At 57.0% G+C, this 633-nt stretch carries 1 protein-coding gene; it reads right to left on the reverse strand.

Going from position 1 to position 633, the window contains the following annotated elements; genetic code table 11:
* On the reverse strand, window positions 1–633 hold a 633-nt coding region (locus E8Q41_RS25080), incomplete at both ends, for a DDE-type integrase/transposase/recombinase (protein WP_137158301.1).

Here is a 633-nt window from a genome sequence, read left to right on the forward strand (position 1 = left end):
ACCTTGACCCTGTCGCAGCCTGAGGCGGCCAGCGCCAGGTCGAGCGTGGCTGTGACATCGTCTACCTTCATGCTGGCGCACAACTTCCAGGCGATGATGTATCGCGAGAAGTCATCGAGAATGGTCGACAGGTAGAACCATCCCCAGCCGATGACCTTCAGGTAGGTGAAGTCGGTTTGCCACATCTCGTTCGGCCGCGTGGTCTTGTCCTTGAACTCGTCATTGGCCTTGATGACGATATAGGCTGGCGACGTGATCAGGTCCTGAGCCTTGAGCAGGCGATAGACCGAAGCCTCTGATACGAAATAGTTTTCCGTGTCAGTGAACTTCACCGCCAGCTCGCGCGGCGACAGGTCGGCGTGGTCCAGCGCCATGGTGACAATGCGATCCCTGATATCGTCGGGAATACGGTTCCACACCCGTGATGGCGCAGAAGTCCGGTCTTCCAGCCCCTCAACGCCGTGGGTCAGGAAACGATCATACCAGCGGTAGAAGGTCGGCCTGGATATGCCGAGTTTATCGAGGGTTTGCTTGACTGGCAGGTGTGATTGCTCGACGATCCGGATGATCTCAAGCTTTTCGGTGGCGGGATATCTCATTCCTCGTCGCCCCCATGCCCGATCATGCTTTTTT

The organism is Rhizobium sp. FKL33 (genome assembly GCF_005222915.1).
GTDB lineage: Bacteria > Pseudomonadota > Alphaproteobacteria > Rhizobiales > Rhizobiaceae > Rhizobium_E.